This window comes from Algoriphagus sp. (assembly GCF_024642405.1).
Taxonomy (GTDB): Bacteria; Bacteroidota; Bacteroidia; order Cytophagales; family Cyclobacteriaceae; genus Algoriphagus.
Window position 1 is genome coordinate 1 of sequence record NZ_JAHEBC010000308.1, and the last position, 4,622, is coordinate 4,622.

Below are 4,622 nucleotides of genomic sequence, written 5' to 3' on the forward strand. Positions count from 1 at the left end.
TGAAAAATTAAAAGTTCATGATATAGAGTTTGAGAAACTTAGAGAAGTAGCTCAAAAAAAGGGGGAGAAACTTCGTTTTATGGCCACTCTAGAAAATGGAGCTGCCAAAGTAGGTTTGAACTCCTTGAAATTAGATCATCCATTCAGTAGTTTACAGGGTAGTGATAATATGATTTTATTAACCACTGAAAGATATCACGATTTTCCTATGATCATCAGAGGTCCAGGGGCTGGAGCAGATGTTACAGCTGCTGGAGTATTTGCAGACGTGATACGAATCGGAAATTATACGCGGGAATGATGAATTCTGTAAAAGCCTTTGCTCCCGCAACTGTAGCGAACGTTTCCTGTGGATTTGATATTCTGGGATTTGCCATCGATGCAATGGGTGACTACGTGGAAGTCACTCGAAAAGAAAAACCTGGATTGAGAGTTGTCTCAATAGAAGAAGATGGAGGCAAACTTCCTTGGGAGGTGGAAAAAAACACCTGTGCGGTAGCCATTCAAGCCATGTTAGATGATTATGGTAAACAGGTTGGAATGGATATAGCCCTAAAAAAAGGACTTCCCCTAGGTTCTGGAATGGGATCGAGTGCTGCAAGTGCAGTAGCAGCCTTGATTGCAGCAAACAGATTATTAGGAGATCCTTATGAGCGGAAAAATTTATTACCATTTGCAATAGCAGCCGAAAAAGCGGCATGTGGTGCTGGGCACGCCGATAACGTAGCGCCAAGTTTATTGGGTGGTTTTGTCTTAATCAGAGATTATCATCCTTTAGATGTGATAAAACTTCATGTCCCAGAAGGACTTTATTGTACTCTTTTGCATCCACACTTTGAGTTGAAAACTTCTGATTCTCGAAGTGTTCTACGGGATATGATATCATTGAAACATTCCACAATTCAATCTGGAAATGTTGCAGGTTTTGTAGCTGGATTATATCAAGAGGACTTTGAATTGATATCTAGATCCATGAGAGATGTAATCGCAGAGCCCTATCGTGCAGTTTTGATCCCTGGGTTTTACGAAGTCAGAGAAGCTTTGAAATCTGCCGGAGCCTTGGGAATGGGGATCTCTGGATCTGGCCCGACATTATTTGCCTTGTCAAGAGGGGCAGAAAAATCAGCTGATATTGCTAAAGCTGCTGAAGATATTTATGAAAGCATAGGACTGGGAGTAGATACATATTTCTCTGAGATCAATACTATTGGTGCCTATGTGCTCGAAGAAAAGAATTAATCCATGAAATTTTATAGCACCAATAATTTTAATCATCAAGTGAGTTTGGCGGATGCTGTGGTGAAGGGGCTCGCTCCTGATCAAGGCCTCTATATGCCTGAAAGAATCCCTATTCTGCCGAAAAGCTTTTTTGATATAATTTCTGATTTATCATTTAAGGAAATTGGATACGAGGTGATAGGATCAATTTTCTGCGAGGATCTTTCGGATGAACAAATCCGTGATTTGGTAGACCATACACTTACTTTTGATGCCCCTTTGGTAAAGGTGGGGAAAGATGTCTTTAGCTTGGAGTTGTTTCATGGTCCTACATTAGCTTTTAAGGATTTTGGAGCTAGGTTTTGCTCAAAGCTAATGAGTATGCTGCTTGTGGATTCAAATAAAAAAGTTCGCGTTTTGGTAGCCACTTCAGGGGATACAGGGAGTGCAGTTGCAAATGGATTTTTAGGGGTAGCGGGAGTTGATGTGATCATTCTCTTTCCTAAAGGAAAAGTCAGTGAGCTCCAGGAGAAACAGTTTACTACACTTGGCCAGAATATAACTTCATTGGAAGTGGATGGAGTTTTTGACGATTGCCAAAAAATGGTCAAAGAGGCATTTTTGGATCAGGAGTTAAATCAGAAATTATTACTGACTTCGGCAAATTCCATAAATATTGCAAGATGGATTCCTCAGGCACTGTATTATTTTTACGCATTTTCTAAAATTCCAAAAAATGATAAAAAAGTAGTTTTTGCAGTTCCAAGTGGAAATTTTGGAAATATTGCTGCAGGTATTTTGGCGCAACGAATGGGTTTGCCAATAGATCATTTTGTAGCTGCCACAAACTTAAATAAGGTAGTTCCTGATTACCTGAAAGGAGCTGAATTTAAGTCTATGGCCTCTATTCAGACCATTAGTAATAGTATGGATGTAGGTAATCCGAGTAATTTTCCTAGACTTTTGGCATTGTTTGGTGGAGATGAACATTTGCTAAAAAACAAGGTGTCAGGCTATTTTTATTCAGACAATGAAACAATTGAAACGATGCAGCAGGTGAAAAAATCTGGATATACCTTGGATCCTCATGGAGCCGTAGGTTATAGAGGATTAAAAGATTTCATGTCGGAAAATTCTGGTTACCAAGGAGTTTTTTTGGAAACTGCTCATCCCGGAAAATTCAAAGATGTTGTGGAGAAAGCTCTTAATGAAAAATTGGTTTTACCGGAAAGATTAGCAGCATTTATGTCAGGTAAAAAGAATGTAGAGCCTTTGGAAAACAATTTTGAAGGATTTAAATCTTATTTATTGAATTTAGATTGACATAAATAGATTTCATTTAGAATTTACGCTTATAAATTTCCATAATGAATCAATTCAATTTTCTTTTCTTTTAGTAATTCCTGAATTGGGTTTTCTTTCCAAAATAGATACTCTTTCTTTCGCTTTAGGTAGGAATCATTTCTATCCTTAATTCCGGGATGAGTCATAAGTTCTAAGCAAGAGTGATTATGATATGAAGAAATTAGGTCATTGGAAAAGTCCTTTAAGGTTAATTCCCCGCCAAATGATAAATTAGAAATTAAGCCTTCTGGGCAAATAAAGTCCTTTCTTGAAATTGGATTAAGTTTAGTAAATAGCTTAAGCACATTGGGTCTAAATCCGAAATTCGCAGCTAATGGAAATGAGTTTCGAATTTTCTTCACTTTTAGTTTTTCAAGGATATTCTGAATCGTTTTACCAATAATAGGGAATTGGTGGATGTGTTGATGACTATCAACATGAGTGATTTTAATCCCTCTTGATTCTAAAAAAACCAATTGAGCTTTCACTTCCATAAATACCTGCTCTTCTGGGATTTTTTGAAAAATAGCATTTTTTAAAAATTTCTTTGCTCCTAGGAATTCCCCTTTCTCATTGATTAAGTCAGGGATTTTTTTCAACGGGGAAATTGGAACGCCTTCAATTAAATTTAAATGAAGGCCTATTCCGATGTTAGCTATTTTTTTCAGTAAAATAAGATCTTTTTCATTTACACAGTTTGCCATGACTGTGGTGCTGGGAATTTTACCAATAGACAGTAAATCAAGGATTCCTGTTGTTGCGTCTTCGTCAAAACCAAAATCATCTGCATTTATGATCAGTGATTTAGTCATTGGTTTTTGTCTTTTTTCGAATCGAATAGGGACGGATAGCATCCCCGCCAAAGTAATTATAGATTCCAATTTCAGCAACGAATCCAAAACTGATCATTAAAGCTCCTATTATTATTAAAAATATCGAAAAAAGAAATTCAGATAAGTATTCTATCCGAATGTTGAAATTCATAAAAATAGACCCTGCTAGAAGATAAAATGAGGAAATTAAGCCAATGAGAAGAGTTAATATTCCAATAAATCCAAAAAGTCTAAATGGTTTATTCATATAACTCACTGTGAATTTTAAAAAAATCAAATCAATTATAACAGAAAAAAGTTTGCTGACCTTATAGTGACTTTGACCTGAATTCCGACAACGAATAGTAATTGGAATCTCTGTTTGTCTAATCCCTTTTTTTGCAAGTATGGCTCCTAAAAATCTGTGCGTATCCTTTAAAATATTAGTGTTTTCTAGTAAGAATCTTCGATAAGCTCTAAAAGTTGCTCCAAAATATTTCATGTCAGCACTAGATATTTTTTTGATCAGCCAATGTGCAGTTTTTGATAAATTCTTTTTAATAAAACCTTCGGGATTCTCCCGTTTGAATCCGCCTACCATATCATATCCTTCTTCCATTTTATTTAAGAATCTTGGAATATCTGCTGGGTTATGTTGCATATCCCCATCCATAAAAATGATGATTTCTCCGGTAGAATTCTCAAAACCACTTCTGAGTGCAATAGATTGTCCAAAATTTCCACCTAAGTCAATACCGAAGAAATTGGGGAATTTGTTACAGGAATGTTCAATAGCCTTCCATGTGCCGTCCATACTCCCATCATTTACTAAAATAACTTCGTAATGGTTTTTAATTTCCTTGAAAACATGGTGAATTTCTTCTGCTAAAGATGCAATATTTTCTTGCTCATTGTAAAGAGGAACAACTACGGAGACTTTACTCAAGGACATAAGTCTATTGCTTTAAGAATGAAATAGCAGGATCAAGTTTAGAAAGAACCTAAACTAATATAAAAATAATCAAATTTAGAACTCCGGAAAATTCTTATTTTTTTCTTTCTATTGTATAGCTAACAAGGTTTGCTAGTGAAGTTTTATAATCTGAATCCGGAAATGAATTTAAAATATCCAATGCTTCTTGATAAAAGCGATTCATAACTGTTTTAGCATATTCTAAGCCTCCACTTTGCTTTACGTACTGGATAACCTCGTTTACAGCTTTTTTATCTTCACTTTTATTCCGGATT

General features: G+C 35.9%; 4 protein-coding genes and 2 pseudogenes. 3 read left to right on the forward strand and 3 right to left on the reverse strand.

The annotated features are described in order from the left end of the window. From Q0L68_RS16695 to thrC, 3 genes and pseudogenes are all read left to right on the forward strand, one after another. A pseudogene (locus Q0L68_RS16695) lies at positions 1–301 on the forward strand (bifunctional aspartate kinase/homoserine dehydrogenase I); the annotation flags it as partial. Beyond that, positions 301–1,239, forward strand: coding sequence for a homoserine kinase (locus Q0L68_RS16700; RefSeq protein ID WP_296705341.1), 939 nt, complete (start codon positions 301–303; stop codon positions 1,237–1,239). The pseudogene Q0L68_RS16695 and the gene Q0L68_RS16700, both read left to right, overlap by 1 nt. A 3-nt stretch (positions 1,240–1,242) precedes the next feature. Beyond that, the gene (gene thrC, locus Q0L68_RS16705; protein ID WP_296705343.1) at positions 1,243–2,541 is read left to right on the forward strand and encodes a threonine synthase; all 1,299 of its coding nucleotides are present in this window, start codon (positions 1,243–1,245) and stop codon (positions 2,539–2,541) included. Positions 2,542–2,570: 29 nt separating this feature from the next. Here thrC and Q0L68_RS16710 read toward each other — a convergent pair whose 3' ends face one another. The 3 genes and pseudogenes from Q0L68_RS16710 to Q0L68_RS16720 form a co-directional block, all read right to left on the reverse strand. Continuing rightward, positions 2,571–3,374, reverse strand: a complete 804-nt coding sequence (locus tag Q0L68_RS16710; protein WP_296705344.1) for a ChbG/HpnK family deacetylase — start codon at positions 3,372–3,374, stop codon at positions 2,571–2,573. Next, on the reverse strand, positions 3,367–4,326 hold the full coding sequence (locus tag Q0L68_RS16715; protein ID WP_296705346.1) for a glycosyltransferase: 960 nt from the start codon (positions 4,324–4,326) through the stop codon (positions 3,367–3,369). Before Q0L68_RS16715 ends, Q0L68_RS16710 begins: the two co-directional genes overlap by 8 nt. A gap of 94 nt (positions 4,327–4,420) precedes the next feature. Continuing rightward, positions 4,421–4,622 (reverse strand): annotated as a pseudogene (locus Q0L68_RS16720) (polyprenyl synthetase family protein); the annotation flags it as partial.

Bases quoted from the DNA above. Each gene is read 5' to 3' on its own strand.
- Q0L68_RS16700 (WP_296705341.1), top strand. From the start codon at position 301: ATGAATTCTGTAAAAGCCTTTGCTCCCGCAACTGTAGCGAACGTTTCC.
- thrC (WP_296705343.1), top strand. From the start codon at position 1,243: ATGAAATTTTATAGCACCAATAATTTTAATCATCAAGTGAGTTTGGCG.
- Q0L68_RS16710 (WP_296705344.1), bottom strand. From the start codon at position 3,374: ATGACTAAATCACTGATCATAAATGCAGATGATTTTGGTTTTGACGAA.
- Q0L68_RS16715 (WP_296705346.1), bottom strand. From the start codon at position 4,326: ATGTCCTTGAGTAAAGTCTCCGTAGTTGTTCCTCTTTACAATGAGCAA.